We start from the raw sequence: 16,478 nt of genomic DNA, 5'->3' as shown, positions 1-16,478 counted from the left end.
CGCCTCCGGTGGGCCGCGGCGGGACCTGGGCGGCGGCGGGCGGGGTCCAGCATGGGACGATGGTCGGCAGTACGCCCGATACCCCATGAGGAGTGGAGTGCCCGCCAGCTTCGCCGATACGACGTTCACCGATCCGTCGCGGATCCGGAACTTCTGCATCATCGCGCACATCGATCACGGCAAGTCGACGCTGGCCGACCGGATGCTGCAGCTCACCGGTGTCGTGGAGGACCGGCAGATGCGTGCGCAGTACCTGGACCGGATGGATATCGAGCGAGAACGCGGGATCACCATCAAGGCCCAGAACGTGCGGCTGCCGTGGACGTCGCGGTCCGGGGAGCACGAGGGCGAGGATTTCGTCCTGCACCTGATCGATACGCCGGGCCACGTGGACTTCACCTACGAGGTGTCACGGGCGCTGGAGGCGTGTGAGGGCGCGATCCTGCTGGTCGATGCCGCGCAGGGAATCGAGGCGCAGACCCTGGCGAATCTGTACCTGGCGCTGGACAAGGACCTGGAGATCATCCCGGTCCTGAACAAGATCGACCTGCCGGCCGCCGATCCGGAGCGTTACGCGGCCGAACTCGCCCATATCGTCGGCTGCGAGCCCGAGGATGTGCTGCGTGTCTCCGGGAAGACCGGGGTGGGCGTGATCGAACTGCTGGATCGGGTGATCGAGCGGGTGCCGGCGCCGGTCGGGGACGCGGATGCCCCCGCGCGGGCGATGATCTTCGACTCGGTCTACGACACCTACCGCGGCGTGGTCACCTACGTCCGGGTGGTGGACGGCAAGCTGACACCGCGCGAGAAGATCAAGATGATGTCCACCGGGGCGACCCACGAGTTGCTCGAGATCGGCATCGTCTCACCGGAACCCAAGCCCACCCAGGGCCTCGGGGTCGGGGAGGTCGGCTATCTGATCACCGGTGTGAAGGATGTCCGGCAGTCGAAGGTCGGCGATACCGTGACCGCCGCCCGCAACGGCGCGATCGAACCGCTCACCGGCTACCGCGAACCACGTCCGATGGTCTACTCGGGGCTATATCCGGTGGACGGGTCGGACTACCCGGATCTGCGTGACGCGCTGGACAAACTCCAGCTCAACGATGCCGCTCTCACCTACGACCCGGAGACCTCCGTGGCGCTCGGGTTCGGTTTCCGCTGCGGGTTCCTGGGTCTGTTGCATATGGAGATCACCCGGGAGCGCCTGCAACGCGAATTCGGTCTCGACCTGATCTCCACCGCGCCGAATGTTGTCTACCGGGTGGTGATGGAAGACGGCGCGGAACATATCGTGACGAATCCGTCGTACTGGCCGGAAGGCAAGGTGCGCGATGTCTTCGAGCCGGTCGTCAAGGTCACCATCATCTCGCCGAGCGAATTCATCGGCGCCATCATGGAGTTGTGCCAGTCGCGGCGCGGTGACCTCGGCGGGATGGACTACCTGTCGGAGACCCGCGTCGAGCTGCGCTACACCCTGCCGCTGGCCGAGATCATCTTCGATTTCTTCGATTCGTTGAAATCGCGGACCCGCGGCTACGCCTCGCTCGACTACGAGGAGTCCGGGGAACAGGAATCGCAGCTGGTCAAGGTGGATATTCTGCTGCAGGGTGAGGCGGTCGACGCGTTCAGTGCCATCGTGCACCGCGACGCCGCCCAGGCCTACGGGCACAAAATGACCACCAAACTGCGCGAATTGATCCCGCGTCAGCAGTTCGAGGTGCCGATCCAGGCGGCCATCGGGTCCAAGATCATCGCCCGCGAGAACATTCGCGCCATCCGCAAGGACGTGCTGGCCAAGTGCTACGGCGGTGACATCAGCCGTAAGCGCAAACTGCTGGAGAAGCAGAAAGAGGGCAAGAAGCGGATGAAGACGATCGGCCGGGTCGACGTCCCGCAGGAGGCCTTCGTCGCGGCGCTGTCCTCGGACGCGCAGTCCGATAAGCCGAAGGACAAGAAGTAGCGGTCCACCCTCCCCGCTCGCGGGAATTTCGCTGTGCGGCAGCCGGATCTGCGCCGCGCCTCCATCCGGCCTACGAAATCGGCTGATAACGAAAATGTGACAGCCGCAGATGTCGACAATAGGCTGAGAGCGGATCCGCGCCGGGGCGGCCCCCGGCGTGGTTGCTGTTGAACGCGAGAGTGGAGTTTGGAATGGCGCGTGATCTGCCGTTCGACGGCGACGAAGAGGTCACCGAACGCGGTGCTGACACCGCCTATCGCATTGCCAGCGCCACATCGCGAGTCGCGCGCGGCGGCGCCTATGTGACCGGCGGCGCGCTGATCGCGAACAACGGCGGCGGGGTCCCGGCGCCGCCCAGTGAGCTGGACAGCCGTAACACGGGCTGGGCCTCGAGCGCCGATCCCGATCCCGACGTCCCCAGTCCGGTGATCACCTTCCCGGATCCGGATCCCGTGCGGCCCGAGGCGCCGGGCTCCGCCGGTGACGCGAGCACGACCATGCCGCTCCCGCACGGTCCGACATTCGATATCCAGGTCGGCCGCCCCGGCGATTTCGATCTCGACGACTACTACCCGGGTGTCCACACCGAGGACATCCCCGGACTGGCACTGGTACCCGGCTCGCCCGAGGGTGGTGCGCCCGGTGCCGACTACATGCCGGGTACCGGGATACCCGAACCCAAGATCCCGGGTATGCCCGAGTTCGGCGCGCCGGATCCGGGTCTGCCGCCCGACAACATCCCGGGTTTCGGCGGTATCCCCGGATGGGGACAGGGATTTCCGTTGCCCGGTAACGAAGGTGCGGGTGCCCCGGGCGAATTCGAGCTTCCGGCACCGGGCGACGCCTTTCAGACCGATATCTTCGACCTGCCCCGGTTCGACCTGAGTCCCGATTCCTCGGCGCAGGCGGTGGCGCGCAGCGCCGACGACGGCGACTGGGGTTTCGACCTCGCCGATCTTCTCGCGCGCCCGGCCGGTGATCCGGCGTCCGGCTGGTACGGCGAGGGCGGTCCGACGGGTGAGTTGGCCATCGACTACGGGGCCGACGGCGGGTTCGTCGTCGCCGACGGGTTCGGTCATGCGGCGGCCATGGATTCCCGTATGGGACTCGACGTCTCGGCGGGCGCCGACGGTTTCTGGGTCACCAGCGACTGGGATCTCGATATCACCGTCGGTGACGGCAGCCTGCTCGATGATCGGCTCGATCAGTACCTCGACTGGGCCCAGTCCGACACCGCCGCGTCCGATTTGTGGCAGTCCGCCGGCCGCGATCCGCTGGACGCCGCCGCACGGGCGGACGCGGGTGCGGCGGCCGCGGCTCGCGGCGCCGACACCGGTACCGCGGCCGGGGCGGACGCCGCGGTTCCCGGTGTCGCCTCCGGCGCCGGTGCGGCCTCCGGCGCCGCGGCGTCGACCGGCGCCGGGGCAGCGATGGCCCCGGGCGCCGCGGCTCCCGGGCCGCTCCCGGGCGCAGCGATGACCCCGGGCCCCGTCGCTCCCGGGCCGATCGCCCCGGCTCCGATGGCGCCGGCACCGATGGCGGCGGCTCCGGTCGCGCCGGCTCCGATGGCTCCGGCGCCGGTCCCGCCGCCGGTCGTCGCACCGGCTGCCATGGCACCGGCTGTGCAGCCGGTCGCGGCGACCCCGCTGCAGACCGCGGTTCAACCCGATGCGGCGACCACCCCGATGGCCCATGTCCTTCATGCGCCGGCGGGACCGTCGCCGCTCACCGCGCCCGCCGCGCAGCTCCCGGATCTGTTCCACCGGCCGCCGCAGGCGCCGGACCCGCAGCCGCCGGCCGAGCCGATCCTGCCCGGGTCCTCCACTCCGGTCGTGCCGACCACCACCGCGCCGACGACCACCGGCGACGCCACGTCCACCACCGGCCCCACGACCACCGGCCCCGACGGCAGTACGACCACGTCTCCGGACGGCAGCACCACGGTGGGCGGGAGCACCACACCGTCGGCCGGTGGGAGCACCGGCACGTCTCCGGACGGTTCGACCACCTCACCGGAAACCACCACCGGCACCGGGGGCCCGTCCACCGGCACCACATCGCCGGAAACCCCCACCTCCGAGGGCGGGTCCACCGGCAGTACCGACGAATCGACCGGCGCCACCACCACGGGCCCCGGCTCCTCCACCGGCGAGACCGCGACCGGCGGTACCACCACCGACCCTATCGGTGGAACCAGCCCGAACGTCCCGGGCCCGGGCGATCAGACACCGGACGGAACCCCGTCCACGGTGGATGTCCCCACCCGGCCGGTGCCCACCCAGCAGGTGCCCACCGCGGATCAACCACAGGCCCCGGTGCCCACCGTGAGCGTGCCGACCCAGCAGCCGGCGCTGCCGGATGCCCCGGCGCCGGTGGCGCCGCATCCGTTGCCGACACCACTCCCGGTGGCGCCCCAGGTGCAGCCGATCGCCGATCACGGTTCGCCGGTTCCGTACGATGTGCACGCGGTGGCCGTCACGCCGCATACCGAACACGCCGCGTTCGGTATCGCGGGCGGTGGCCTGACCGGTGATCTGTCCGGCGGATTACTGCCACATCCAGTGGCGGTGACCGAGGACCCGATTGCCGATCACGGCCACTGGGTATTCATGTGACGGTTCACGACCGGCGGGGGTGCTGTCCGGTCGTACAGGGGGTGATTCGACCGGGCTCGGTCGATGACGGGATGTTGTGACCGACAGTGAGGAGCAGGGCTTGTCTGCCGTAGCCGGACCGCGGGCCGCCACGGTGAAGAACCCGGATGTGATGGCCCCCCTCATCCAGATCATCGATGAGCTGCGGGACGTATCACGTACCGCGAGTCGTAACGACTTGCGGGGCCGGCTCGGGATGGTGCGTGCCCGGGTGGCCGATACCCGGGTGCGGCTGGTGGTGGTCGGTCCGCCGAAGAGCGGGATGAGCACCCTGGTCAACACCATGGCGGGGGCGCCGGTCAGCGCCACCGACAGCGCGATCAGCGTGCCCGCGATCGTGGAGTACGGCCCGGAACCCTCCGCCACGCTCATCCGCCGCGAGGGCGGCGGGCGGATCCGTCGGCAGCCCGTCGATCCGCTGAATCCGGCTCCGGCGCTCACGGCCAAGGGGGTGATCCGGGCCGATTTCACTCAGCCCAGTCCCTTGCTGGCCGAGGGGATCGTGCTGATGGACGCGCCCGGCGCTTCCGTGCAGGAACGCAGCACCTGGTCGATGATCGCCGCCGCCGACGCCGTGCTCTACGTCAGCGACGCGGACAACGAGTACAGCCGGGATCAGATCGCGCATCTGCACCGGATCGGGCAGGTGTGCCCCACGGTGATCTGCGTGCTCAACAAGATCGACCGCAACCCGCACTGGACGCATGTGCAGGAACGCAACCGCGAACTGCTCGACGCCGCCGGACTGGGTTTCGCGGTGGCGCCGGTCTCGGCCGCCATCCATCAGGAGGCGCAGCAGTCGGGCGATCAGCAGCGTGCGATCGAATCGGGTCTGCCGCAACTGGTCGAACATCTGCGCGACTACGTGGTCGCCCACGCCGACGCGGCAGCCGTACAGTCCGCGGTACGCGATATCCGGCTGGTCGGCGACCATCTCGGTGTCACGCTGCGCACCGAGGCCGACGCGCTCCGTGATCCGCGTCGCCGGGCACATGTGACCCAGCAGCTGGCAATCGCCCGGGACCAGGCCGATCAGCTGCGCCAGCGCACCGCGACCTGGCAGATCACGCTCGCCGACGGCAGCACCGAACTCATGGCCGATATCGAACACGATCTCCGGCACCGGCTGCGGATCCTGGTGCGCGAGGCCGAAGCCGAGATCTCGCGTACCGACCCGGCGGCCCACTGGGCGCGCTTCGGCACCGATCTGGAAACCAGGATCGCCGGGGCGATCGCGGAGAATTTCGACACGGCCAACTATCGTGCCGAGGAACTGGGTGAACAGGTGGCCGCGCGGTTTCCCGCCGACCACCGTCGCCCGGATCTGCCCGATATCCGTCCGCAGTATCCCGCCGAACTGCTGGAGAACGTCGCGCCGCTGGAGCCGCTGCAGAGCGCCAAAGCCGGTGTCACCGAGCAGTTCCTGACCGCGCTGCGCGGTTCCTACGGCGGAATCCTGATGGTCGGCCTGGCCACCAGTCTGCTCGGCATGTCCCTGGTGAACTGGTATTCGGCCGGTGCCGGCATCCTGCTCGGTCTGCATGCCCTGTGGGAGGACCGGCGCACCCGCCGGCAGCGGCGGCAGGCCGAGGCCAAGGTGGCGCTGGCGCGTCTGATGGACGATGTGGTGTTCCAGGTCGGCAAGGAATCCCGGACCCGCCTGCGTGAGGTGCAGCGGGTGCTGCGCGATCATTTCACCGATATAGCCACCGACGCGTTGCGTACCGCGGACGAGGCGCTGCGGGTCGCCGAGGAAGCGGGCGCCCAGTACGGCGATCGGGGTGCGGAGCGGCTCGCCCGGTTGGACAGCGAGATGGGTAAATTGCGCGACCTGCGCCAGCAGGCCGACAGTTTCGTCGCCGCCTGACCGGGCCCGATCAGCGCCGGGGGCGGCTGCGCCACGGGGTGCCGCCGGTCTTGTTGTGCGCCGGGCGGAATGTTCCGGCCTCCTGGGAGCCCTCGGCCCGGATCAGGTGGGTGACCGCGTTGATCAGCGCGAGGTGGGTGAACGCCTGCGGGAAGTTGCCCAGATGCCGGCCGGTGGACGGGTCGATCTCCTCGGCGTAGAGCTTGAGCGGGCTGGCATGGGTGAGCAGCCGTTCGCACAGTCTGCGGGCGCGCCCGATCTCGCCTATTTCCACCAGCGCCGAGACCAGCCAGAACGAGCAGATGGTGAAGCTGCCCTCGGGGCTGACCTGCCCGTCGTCGGTGGTCTCGTTGCGGTAGCGCAGTACCAGGCCGTTCTGCGTGAGCTCGTCGGCGATGCCGAGCACGGTGGCGCGGACCCGCCGGTCGTCCGGGGGCAGGAAACGGGTGAGTACCACCAGCAGCAGTGAGGCGTCGAGGGTGGTGCCGCCGTACACCTGGGTGAAGCGACCGCGGTCGTCCACGCCGTGGGCCAGCACATCGGCCCGGATCTCCTCGGCGATCCGATGCCATTCCTGGGCGATATGCGCCTGACCGTGCAGTTCCGCGATTCGCGCACCGCGGTCCAGCGCCACCCAGCACATCACCTTCGAGGAGGTGAAGTGCTGGGGTTCGCCGCGGACCTCCCAGAGGCTGCGGTCGGGTTCGCGCCAGTGGTCGATGGCGGCGCCGACCTGGCGTTCCAGCATCGGCCACAGCGTTTCAGGTACGTGCTGGCGGGATTTCACGTGCAGGTAGACCGCATCGAGCATGGTGCCCCAGATGTCGTGCTGCTCTTGGTTGTAGGCGGCGTTACCGATCCGGACCGGCCGGGCGTTGCCGTACCCGGACAGGTGATCGAGGGTGCGCTCGGTGAGTTCGCGCTCCCCGCCGATGCCGTACAGCACCTGCAGGGGTACCGGCTCGCCATCGGGTCCAGTGGTGGCGTCGTGCAGGAAGGCGAAGAAATCGTCGGCTTCCCGGTCGAGGCCCAGGGTGTACAGACCCCACAGGGCGAAACTGGCATCGCGCACCCAGGAGTACCGGTAGTCCCAGTTGCGCTCCCCGCCCGGGGACTCGGGCAGCGAGGTGGTGGCGGCGGCCATGAGGGCGCCGGTAGGGGCGTAGGTGAGGCCCTTCAGGGTGAGGGCGCTGCGTTGCAGATAGCGACGCCAGGGATGGTCCGGGAAATCACCGAGGGTGACCCACTGCCGCCAGCATTCGATGGTCGTCCACATCTTCTCGGTGGCCTCGGCGAAGTTCTGCGGCGCGGGCAGTTCCGACCAGGTGAGCGCGACATAGGCGCAATCGCCCTCGTGCATCCGGGTCCGCGCCCGGGCCTCGCGCCCCTCCAGGCCCAGCCGGAGATCGGTGGTGAGTACCAGGGTGGGCCCGGCCGTGGGGTCGGCGGCACAGACCGCGGAGGCCTCCTCGTACACCTTGCCCGTGTACTCCCAGGTGGCCGAGGCCTGGTGGTAGTCGAACGACGGTTCACAGCTCAGTTCGAGTTCGACCGTGCCGCTCACACATTTGACCGTGCGCAGCAGCATATGGGCGGCGTCCCAATCGGTCGGTGTGCGGCGATGGGTGCGGCTGCGCTGGTCGGTGCTGTGCCACGGGCCCAGCACCAGCGCGTCCCGGACGATCAGCCAGCCCGCTTCGGTCTGCCAGGTGGTCTCCAGGATCATTCCGCCGGGCAGATAGCGGCGGGCGGCGGGCACGGTGCGCCCGTAGGGGCCCAGCCGGAAATGGCCGGCACTGCGATCCAGGATGGCGCCGAAAACACTTGGTGAATCCGGGCGTGGGACGCACATCCACTCGACCGAGCCGTTGCTGGCGATCAGACAGGTCGTTTCGCAGTCGGACAGGAAGGCATAGTCGTCGATGACCGGGAAGTTGCTCTGCGGCAGCTTGGTCTCCGGCGGAAGGGCCGGGAAGGTGCCCGGTTTCCCGTCGGCCGACGGTGCGTGCTCGGGACTCGGCATACCCCATCATGGGTCGCGCGGCCCGAGCCGTCCACCACGGTTCAGCCGACGCGCCGGATCCGGGCCAGCCAGGCGGCGAGCTCCACCTTGCCCGCGGCGTCGGGCGTGAGGTCCCCGGCCCGGTCGGCGACCGTCTCGGTGATCCGGCCGTAGTAGTGGTCGGGCCGCAGGTCCTCGACCTCCCAGTCCGGGCCGGTGAACGAGTCGCGGATCATCGCCGCGCCGATCCGCGGGCCGAACCCGGGCTCGGTGTCCGAGAGCGCCAGAATGTGCACGTAGCCGCCCGGCGCGCACAGCCGGTGCAGTGTCCGGACGTAGTCGGCCCGCGCCTCGGCGTCGGAGACGAACACGTGGAACAGCGCACTGTCGACGATCGTGTCGAAAGTGCCGAGCGGGTTGTCGCCGGCATCGGCGAGCGCGACCATATCGGCCACGTCGAAGCGTGCGGCCGGCACCTCTCTGGCCGCGGCGTTGCGGCGGGCGTAGGCGACCGCGCTCGGGGAGAGATCCACGCCGAGCACGTCGTAGCCCAGGGCGGTGAGCGCGATGGTGTGCTCGCCGGCGCCCGCGCCGGGGTCCAGGACGCGGCCACGGATCCGGCCGGCCCGTTCCAGTTCGACGATCGCGGGCTGGGGTTCGCCGATGATCCACGGCGCGGTGTCGTTGTCGTAGGCGGAGTTCCATACCTCTGGTGCCTGTGTCATGACCCCAGCCTGCAATCTCGAGTCGGGTTGAGGTCAAGGCGCGGGTCGGGGTGGCCACTGCGCGGTGTTCTACGCTGGTCGCCGTGGAGCGTATTGCCGACTGGTGGGACGGGTTCGAGATGTGGGTGGCGGGGCTGCCGTTCATCCCTCAGTTCCTCGTGGTGCTGGTGGGTATGGTGCCGATCAGTTTCGCGATCGCCTACCTGATCGACCGGCTCCTGCACGTGGCGGGCGTCGCGCTGGGCCGCGACGACGCCGACGGGGACCGCGACGCCGGAAACGAGGTGTGCTGATGCCGCGCTCACGGGTGCAGATCGCACTGCTGGCACTGCTGGTGCTGGTGATCGTCGCCTGGCTGTTCACCCGGTGACGCGGGCTGTGCCTCGCCTGCTGGCGGTGCTGGTCGCGGTGCCGATGCTGCTGGCCGGCTGTGCCGGGGGATCCAGTGACGAGGTCGGCGGCGGCGGGGCCGACGGCAGCGGCGGAATCGTCGACCTGTACGCCTACGCCATCCCCAAGTCCGGTTACGACGAGGTGGTCCCGAAGTTCAACGAGACCGAGGTGGGCGCGGGCGTGGAGGTGCGCCGGTCCTACGGCGCGTCGGGGGACCAGTCCCGCAAGATCGCGCGCGGCGCGCCCGCCGATGTGGTGAGTTTCTCCCTCGAACCCGACATCACCCGCTTGGTCGACGCCGGACTGGTGGATCCCGACTGGAACGCCGACGCCACTCGCGGGGTGCCCTTCGGCTCGGTGGTGGCGCTGGTGGTGCGTGCCGGGAATCCGAAGAACATCCGGACCTGGGACGATCTGCTGCGCCCCGATGTCGAGGTGGTGACCCCCAATCCGTTCAGTTCCGGTTCCGCGAAATGGAACCTGCTCGCCCCCTACGCCGCGGCCAGCGCGGGCGGGCAGAACCCGCAGGCCGGGGTGGACTACCTGAACCAGATGCTGACCCATGTGCGCGTGCAGCCGAAATCGGGGCGGGAGGCCACCGAGGCCTTCCTGCAGGGCGCCGGCGATGTGCTGATCAGCTACGAGAACGAGGCGATCTTCGCCGAACGGCACGGCGACCCGGTCGAGCACCTCGTGCCGGAGAACACTTTCAAGATCGAGAACCCGGTCGCGGTGCTCACCCATGCCCAGCATCCGGAGAAGGCGGTCGCCTTCCGCGACTTCCTCTATACGACCGAAGCGCAGCGTGCCTGGGCCGACGCGGGCTTCCGTCCGGTCGATCCGGGAGTGGCCGCCGAGTACACCGATGTCTTCCCACAGCCGCCCACCCTGTACACCGTCGCCGACCTCGGTGGCTGGGAGGCGGTGGAAGCGGAACTGTTCGCGCCCGAATCCGGCACCATCGCCGTCGCCTACGACAACGCGACCGAGTAGCCGGGTGACCCGGCCCACACGCGATACTCGATACTCGTGACCGATCGCAGCACCGCCACCGAGCCCGCGCCCGCCGGCGGCGTCGGCCCGGACGTGTCCACCCGCCGGCCGATCCGGTCGTGGTTGCGGTTCACCGGTTCGGTGGGCCCGCTCGGTATCGCCACCGCGATGCTGTGGCTCAGTGTGATCGTGCTGTTGCCGCTGGCCGCGCTGACCTTCAGCGCGTTCGACGACGGCTGGTCCGGGTTCTGGGGCGCGGTGACCGACCCCCCGGCCCTGGCGTCGCTGCGGGTGACGGTGCTGGTCTCGCTGGCGGTGGCGCTGCTGAACGTCGTGATGGGCACGATGATCGCCTGGGTGCTGGTCCGCGACGATTTCCCGGGCAAGGGCCTGGTGAACGCGCTCATCGACCTGCCGTTCGCGCTGCCCACGATTGTCGCCAGCATTGTGCTGCTGGCCCTGTACGGACCGCAGAGTCCGGTGGACGTCCATCTCAACGCGACCCGGCCGGGCCTGGTGGTGGCACTGGCCTTCGTGACCCTGCCGTTCGTGGTGCGCTCGGTGCAGCCGGTGCTCATCGAGGCCGATCGCGAGGTGGAACAGGCGGCGTTGTCGCTGGGCGCCGACAACTGGACGACCTTCCGCCACGTGGTGCTGCCGGCCCTGGCGCCGGCCATCATCAGCGGCGGCGGCCTGGCCTTCGCGCGCGCCATCGGTGAATTCGGTTCGGTGGTGTTGATCGGCGGCAACATCCCCCGTGAGACGCAGGTGGCCTCCCAATACATCCAGCAGCAGATCGAGATCGACCGGCCGGTGAACGCGGCGGCGGTCTCGGTGGCGCTGCTGCTGATCGCATTCGTCGCGCTGCTGGTGCTGCGGGTGTTCGCCGAGCGGACGGCCCGCAAGGAACGTGAGGCCCGATGAACCTGTCCGCTCCCGGCCGGATCACGCTGCGCGTGCTGGCCCTCGGCTACCTGTTCGTCCTGCTGGTGCTGCCGCTCGGGATCATCCTGTACCGGGCGTTCGGCCAGGGGGTCGGGGCCTTCATCGATCAGATCAGTACGCCCGCCGCCATCTCGGCCTTCAACCTCTCCATGATCATCCTGGTGATCGTGGTGCCGGTGAACGTGATTCTCGGCGTGGTGATCGCCCTGGCACTGGTACGTGGCGATTTCCCCGGCCGCCGGTTGCTGCAGGGCATCGTGGACCTGCCCTTCGCGGTCTCGCCGGTGGTGGTCGGCGTGGCGTTGATCATGCTGTGGGGGGTCGACGGCTGGTTCGGTGTGGTCACCGACCGGGGTTTCCGGGTGATCTTCGCGCTGCCGGGCATGGTGCTGGCGACCATTTTCGTCACCATGCCGTTCGTGGTGCGCGAGGTGGAACCGGTGCTGCACGAGATCGGCGACGATCAGGAACAGGCGGCGGCAACCCTGGGGGCATCACGCCGGCAGACCTTCTGGCGGATCACCGTCCCAGCCATCCGCTGGGGGCTGACCTACGGCGTGGTGCTCACCGTGGCCCGCGCGCTGGGGGAGTTCGGCGCGGTCATCATGGTGTCGTCGGGGTTCCCGGGTGTATCGCAGACGCTGACGCTGCTGGTGCACGAACGCTATATCAACGATCACAACGATTTCGGCGCGTACTGCGCCGCCACTCTGCTGATGGGACTCGCGCTCGTCACCCTGCTGTTGATGACGCTCCTGGAACGTAAGCGGAACGCGTCTTGATTGTGTATGCCGGAGGCCGCCGATGATCACCGTGACCAATGCGCGCAAGAACTACGGTTCGTTCGCCGCCCTCGACGATGTCAGCCTGGATATCCCCTCCGGCGAGCTGACCGCGCTGCTCGGCCCCTCGGGGTCCGGGAAGTCGACCCTGCTGCGGTCGATCGCGGGGCTGGAAAATCTCGATTCCGGGGTGGTGACCATCGGCGGCCGGGATGTGACCCGGGTACCACCGCAGAAACGCGATATCGGTTTCGTCTTCCAGCACTACGCGGCGTTCAAGCATATGACCGTCCGCGACAATGTGGCCTTCGGGCTGACCATCCGGAAGCGGCCGAAGCCCGAGATCGCGAAACGGGTCGACGAACTGCTCGGCATCGTCGGTCTCGACGGTTTCCAGCACCGGTATCCGGCGCAGCTGTCCGGCGGGCAGCGGCAGCGGATGGCGCTGGCCCGGGCGCTGGCGGTGGACCCGCAGGTGCTGCTGCTGGACGAGCCGTTCGGCGCGCTCGACGCGAAGGTCCGCGCGGATCTGCGCACCTGGTTACGGCGCCTGCACGAGGAAGTGCACGTGACCACCGTGCTGGTCACCCACGACCAGGAAGAAGCCCTGGACGTGGCCGACCGGATCGCGGTGATGAACGCCGGCCGGATCGAGCAGGTCGGCAGTCCCGAAGATGTCTACGACCGGCCCGCCAGCGAGTTCGTCATGTCGTTCCTGGGTGCGGTGGCGCGACTCAACGGGCATCTGGTGCGGCCGCACGATATCCGGGTGGGCCGGGATTCGAATATGGCGCTGGCCGCCTACGAGGGCACCGCGGAATCGGCGGGCGTCACCCGGGCGACGGTCGAGCGGGTGGTGCGGCTCGGGTTCGAGGTCCGGGTGGAATTGCGCAACGCCGCAACCGGGGACCTGTTCACCGCCCAGGTCACCCGCGGTGACGCCGAGGCATTGCGCTTGGCGGAGGGGGAGACGGTCTACGCCCGCGCGACCCGGATCCCGCAGCTGCCGGTGCGGTGATCGAGGGCGGTCGCCTTCGGCGCCGCGGCACGGAGATCCACCGCCATCAGCCGGAGTAGGCCCCGGCCGGGTAGGTCCCGATGGCCGCCGATCTCTGCGGGCTTCGCGCATCACGCCCGCTCGGTCGCTCCAGGACCGGGGCGGCCCCACCGGCGTCGTTCATCCGGAGCGGACGCGAGCGGTGCCCGGGTACCACCGTGGGCCACGACCTGTATTCCGTACTCCTGGACTGTTCGGCCACCGCCCACCCCGCGCTGAGCTGGAGTGATCCTCGCCACGTCCACGGTGTGATCCGGTCCCCGCGGGTAGTCGTGTTGACGTACCCCGGCGTAGCTGTAACTATGGGAAACAGCTAAGCCCGAATCATCGACGAGAGGCAGTGACGATGACGTCTTCAGCCACCACGGTCTCCGACGACCAACTGGTCGCGCAGGCTCAGGAATACGCGGAGAAGCTGTTGCTGCTGTCGGAGGGTTCGGTCAACCGGAACTTCGATCCGTTCACCGATATCGACTGGGACAATCCCGACTTCGCCGCCGATGCCCGGCCGGAGCGCTGGATCCTGCCGGTCTCGGGGGATACGGTCGGCCGCCATCCCTGGTATCAGGCGCTGCCGTACGAGAAGAAGATCGCGCTCGGCAAGTACCGCCAGGCCAATGTCGCCAAAGTGGGCCTGCAGTTCGAGGCCATCCTGATCAGCGGCATGATGCAGCACATCTTCGGCCTGCCCAACGGTGACCCGGAGTTCCGCTACTGCTCCCACGAGATGATCGAGGAGCACAACCACACCCTGATGTTCCAGGAGATGGTGAACCGGATCGGGGTCGACGTCCCGGGTATGGGCCCGCTGGTGCGTCAGATCCGGCATATCGCCGTCCCGGTGGCGGTGGCCTTCCCGAACCTGTTCTTCATGGCCGTTCTCGGCGGTGAGGAGCCGATCGATCACATCCAGAAGGAAGTTCTGCGCTCCGGCGAGGAAGTGCATCCGATCATGCGCGGTGTGATGGCCATCCATGTGGCCGAAGAAGCGCGGCACATCTCCTTCGCGCACGAATTCCTCAAGAAGCATGTACCGGAGTCCTCGGCCCGGAACAAGTTCGTGCTGTCGCTGGCCATGCCGATCGTCATGTGGATCCTCGGCCGTGCCATCGTGACGCCGCCCAAGGCGTTCTTCGACGAGTTCGATATTCCGGAGAGCGTGCGCAAGGAACTGTTCTACGGGTCCGCCGACGCCAAGCAGACCTTCAGCGACTACTTCGGCGACGTGCGCGCCCTGGCCGAGGAGATCGGCCTGATGAACCCGGTCGCCAAGCGGGTATGGAAGGCGCTGGGGATCGACGGCCACACCACCCGGTACCGCTCCGAGCCGCTGCGCGCGGTCTCCGGCAAAGCGGCCTGAGCGGCGGTAGTACCTTCATGCCCTACGTCGTCACCCAGTCGTGCTGTAGCGACGCGTCCTGCGTCTACGCCTGTCCGGTCAACTGCATCCATCCCACCCCGGACGAGCCGGATTTCCGCACGGCGGACATGCTCTATGTCGATCCGGCGGCCTGCGTGGACTGCGGCGCCTGTGCCTCGGCGTGCCCGGTGGACGCGATCACCTCCTCGAAGAAACTGACCGCCGAGCAGCAGCCGTTCATCGAGATCAACGCCGACTTCTACCGGCAGGCACGCCCGCGCCCGCTGCTGGCGCCACCGGTGCCGGCAGCGGCGATCGACACCGCCGGGCGCGGGCCGCTGCGGGTGGCCGTGGTCGGCTCGGGACCCTCGGCCATGTACGCGGCCGACGAACTGCTCACCCAACCCGAGGTGCGGGTAACGGTGTTCGACCGGCTGCCGGTGCCCTACGGGCTGGCCCGATACGGTGTGGCCCCGGACCATACGAAGACCCGGCAGGTGGCCGACCTCTTCGAGGTGATGTCGGAGCAGCCGGGCTTCGGGTCCTACTTCGACGTCGAGGTGGGCAAGCACATCTCGCACGAGGAACTGCTCGCCTATCATCACGCGGTCGTCTACGCGGTCGGCGCGTCGACCGACCGCAAACTCGGCATCCCGGGCGAAGGTCTGGCCGGGAATGTCTCCGCCACCGATTTCGTGGCCTGGTACAACGGTCACCCCGACCATCTGGATCACGATTTCGATCTCTCCCGGCGCCGGGTCGTCATCGTCGGCAACGGCAATGTCGCGCTCGATGTGGCGCGCATCCTGACCAGCGACCCGGAAGCGCTGGCCGGGACCGACATCTCGCCGGTCGCGCTCGAGGCGCTGCGGCGCAGCAGCGTGGAAGAGGTCGTGGTGCTGGGCCGGCGCGGCCCTGCCGAATCGGCGTTCACCGTCCCGGAGTTCGTCGGGCTGCTGGGCGCGGAGGTGGATATTGTCGTGGACGGCGAACTGCCTCCGCCCACGGACGGCCTGCCCTATCAGGTCGAGCGCAAACTGGATCTGCTGCGCCGGGCCGCCGAGCGGCCGTCCGGCGGGCGGCGGCGCATCGTCTTCCGCTATCAGAGCGCGCCGAGCCGCATTCTCGGCCCCGATGCCGTCACCGGGATCGAGGTGGAGCGCACCGATCCGGTGCTCGGCGACGACGGCCGGGTACGCGCGGTGCCCACCGGCGATCTCGATCTCCTGGAGACCGGGCTCGTGCTCACCTCGGTGGGCTACCGGGGGGTGCCCACGCCGGGCCTGCCGTTCGACGAACAGCGCGGGATCATCCCGAACCAGGCCGGGCGGGTGCTGGAGGCGCCGGACGGGGCGGTGTTCCCGGGCACATATGTCACCGGCTGGATCAAGCGGGGGCCCACGGGGTTCATCGGTACCAACAAATCCTGTGCGCAGGAGACGGTCCAGCAGCTGGCCGACGATTTCAACGCGGGCCGCCTACCCGAACCCGCGGGCAGCGCGGAGGCCTTCGACCGCCTGTTGCGCGGGCGCCGGCCGCAGGCGCGGCCGGGCGGAGCGGTACTACGCGCCGGGCAACCGGCACGCGGCCGCCTCTTCGGTCGTCGCTGAACCCGCTGCGCGGCGGACCACGCAACCCTTATCGTGGTGCGCCGCGGGGCCGCGCGGGGACCCACTCCCGTGGCGCGCACGGCCACCCCGTCCTTTTGAATATCGTCCACGGGGAGAGATGGGGGGA

Annotated in this window: 12 protein-coding genes; 10 read left to right on the top strand and 2 right to left on the bottom strand. The window is 68.9% G+C overall.

Annotation, left to right across the window (positions count from 1 at the left end; genetic code table 11):
- Window positions 1-85: 85 nt before the first annotated feature.
- From lepA to ACLML9_RS03550, 3 genes are all read left to right on the top strand, one after another.
- A complete protein-coding gene (gene lepA, locus ACLML9_RS03560; RefSeq protein ID WP_411944109.1) occupies window positions 86-1,963 on the top strand; it encodes a translation elongation factor 4 in 1,878 nt (625 codons plus the stop codon).
- A gap of 191 nt (window positions 1,964-2,154) precedes the next feature.
- On the top strand, window positions 2,155-4,578 hold the full coding sequence (locus ACLML9_RS03555; RefSeq protein WP_411944108.1) for a hypothetical protein: 2,424 nt from the start codon (window positions 2,155-2,157) through the stop codon (window positions 4,576-4,578).
- Window positions 4,579-4,678: 100 nt separating this feature from the next.
- Window positions 4,679-6,484, top strand: coding sequence for a dynamin family protein (locus ACLML9_RS03550; protein ID WP_411944107.1), 1,806 nt, complete (start codon window positions 4,679-4,681; stop codon window positions 6,482-6,484).
- Between the two features lie 10 nt (window positions 6,485-6,494).
- Here the strand turns inward: ACLML9_RS03550 and ACLML9_RS03545 are convergent, their stop codons facing one another.
- On the bottom strand, window positions 6,495-8,507 hold the full coding sequence (locus ACLML9_RS03545) for a glycoside hydrolase family 15 protein (RefSeq protein WP_411944106.1): 2,013 nt from the start codon (window positions 8,505-8,507) through the stop codon (window positions 6,495-6,497).
- Window positions 8,508-8,548: 41 nt separating this feature from the next.
- Window positions 8,549-9,211: a class I SAM-dependent methyltransferase gene (locus tag ACLML9_RS03540; protein WP_411944105.1), complete on the bottom strand. Its 663-nt coding sequence runs from the start codon at window positions 9,209-9,211 to the stop codon at window positions 8,549-8,551.
- Between the two features lie 83 nt (window positions 9,212-9,294).
- Between ACLML9_RS03540 and ACLML9_RS03535 the strand changes: the two genes are divergently transcribed.
- The 7 genes from ACLML9_RS03535 (at window position 9,295) to ACLML9_RS03505 (ending at window position 16,351) form a co-directional block, all read left to right on the top strand.
- Entirely contained in the window at window positions 9,295-9,504 is a 210-nt protein-coding gene (locus ACLML9_RS03535) for a hypothetical protein (RefSeq protein WP_030523180.1), read from the top strand.
- Window positions 9,505-9,577: 73 nt separating this feature from the next.
- The gene (locus tag ACLML9_RS03530) at window positions 9,578-10,597 is read left to right on the top strand and encodes a sulfate ABC transporter substrate-binding protein (RefSeq protein WP_411944104.1); all 1,020 of its coding nucleotides are present in this window, start codon (window positions 9,578-9,580) and stop codon (window positions 10,595-10,597) included.
- Between the two features lie 168 nt (window positions 10,598-10,765).
- The gene (gene cysT, locus ACLML9_RS03525; RefSeq protein ID WP_411944148.1) at window positions 10,766-11,521 is read left to right on the top strand and encodes a sulfate ABC transporter permease subunit CysT; all 756 of its coding nucleotides are present in this window, start codon (window positions 10,766-10,768) and stop codon (window positions 11,519-11,521) included.
- Window positions 11,518-12,324 (top strand): sulfate ABC transporter permease subunit CysW, encoded by an 807-nt coding sequence (gene cysW / locus ACLML9_RS03520; protein ID WP_411944103.1) that lies wholly within the window; start codon window positions 11,518-11,520, stop codon window positions 12,322-12,324. The genes cysT and cysW overlap by 4 nt, the downstream gene beginning before the upstream one ends.
- 22 nt (window positions 12,325-12,346) lie before the next feature.
- Window positions 12,347-13,342: a sulfate/molybdate ABC transporter ATP-binding protein gene (locus tag ACLML9_RS03515; protein WP_030523176.1), complete on the top strand. Its 996-nt coding sequence runs from the start codon at window positions 12,347-12,349 to the stop codon at window positions 13,340-13,342.
- 385 nt (window positions 13,343-13,727) lie between these two features.
- Window positions 13,728-14,741, top strand: coding sequence for an AurF N-oxygenase family protein (locus tag ACLML9_RS03510; protein WP_411944102.1), 1,014 nt, complete (start codon window positions 13,728-13,730; stop codon window positions 14,739-14,741).
- 17 nt (window positions 14,742-14,758) lie between these two features.
- Window positions 14,759-16,351: an FAD-dependent oxidoreductase gene (locus ACLML9_RS03505; protein WP_411944101.1), complete on the top strand. Its 1,593-nt coding sequence runs from the start codon at window positions 14,759-14,761 to the stop codon at window positions 16,349-16,351.
- Window positions 16,352-16,478 lie beyond the last annotated feature (127 nt).

The organism is Nocardia sp. NPDC002869, from assembly GCF_046764065.1.
Taxonomy (GTDB): domain Bacteria; phylum Actinomycetota; class Actinomycetes; order Mycobacteriales; family Mycobacteriaceae; genus Nocardia; species Nocardia rhamnosiphila.
This window is presented reverse-complemented; position numbering and strand designations above follow the sequence as displayed.